This is a genomic window from Marinobacter halodurans (assembly GCF_004327985.1).
Lineage (GTDB): Bacteria > Pseudomonadota > Gammaproteobacteria > Pseudomonadales > Oleiphilaceae > Marinobacter_A > Marinobacter_A halodurans.
In genome coordinates, this window is the sequence record NZ_SJDL01000145.1 from 1 (window position 1) to 1092 (window position 1092).

Below are 1092 nucleotides of genomic sequence, written 5' to 3' on the forward strand. Positions count from 1 at the left end.
CACCGCTGCCTCGCGCACGTCGTCATGCCCCTGTAGGCACGCCTCGATCTCGCCGGTCTCGATCCGGAAGCCCCGGATCTTCACCTGGAAGTCGTTACGGCCCAAATACTCGATGTTGCCGTCGGGCCGGTAGCGGCCCAGATCACCCGTGCGATACATCCGCGCGCCAGGCTCGGCACTGAACGGGTCCAGCACGAAGCGCTCCGCCGTCAGCTCCGGACGGTTCAGGTAGCCCCGCGCCACGCCGGCACCGCCAATGTACAGCTCGCCCACAGCCCCCAAAGGAACCGGCGCGCCACTTGCGTCAAGTAGATAAACCCGTAAATCCGGAAGACGCCTGCCTATGAGGCTGACTCCATCGTCTACTACTGATTCGTCCAGCAAACAATGGGTCACATGTACTGTCGTCTCGGTAATGCCGTACATGTTCGTCAGTTGCGCGGCCTGGTTTTGTTCACGTTCAAACCAGGGCCCCAGAATCGCAGGATTCAACGTTTCACCACCAAAAATCACCTGTCGCAAGGCGTGCTGCCGCGGGCGTTTGCCTTGCTCATCGATGAATTGACGGAATGCGCTCGGCGTCTGGTTCAACACCGTGACACCTTCACGGCAGACCAGTTCATGGAAGTCCTGTGGGGAACGGCTGATCAGTTGGGGCACCAACACCAGCCGCCCTCCATGCAGCAGTGCACCCCAGATTTCCCAGACCGAGAAATCGAAGGCGAAGGAATGGAATTGTGGCCATACGTCCTGACTGTTGAAATCAAACCAGACCGCCGTTGACGAGAACAGCCGGATGACATTGCCGTGCTCGATCATCACCCCCTTGGGCCGGCCGGTCGAGCCGGAGGTGTAGATCACGTAGGCCAGGTGGAAAGGAGTCAGGTCGCCCCGTGCCGGATTATGGGAGGGACGGGATGTCCAGGGGGCCGTCTCATCCAGCGCAATCACCGGAAGTTCGCCTGTCGCCAGCTCCGGCACCTCACCGTGCACCAGCACCGCCACCGGGGCACTGTCCTCCAGCATGTACGCCAGTCGCTCGGCCGGATAAGCCGGGTCCAGCGGCACATAGGCCCCGCCCGCCTTCAACAC

The 1092-nt window shown here is 61.5% G+C and carries 1 protein-coding gene; it reads right to left on the minus strand.

Annotated features, from left to right (window positions below):
- On the minus strand, nt 1-1092 hold a 1092-nt coding region (locus EZI54_RS23840; protein WP_131484333.1), incomplete at both ends, for an amino acid adenylation domain-containing protein.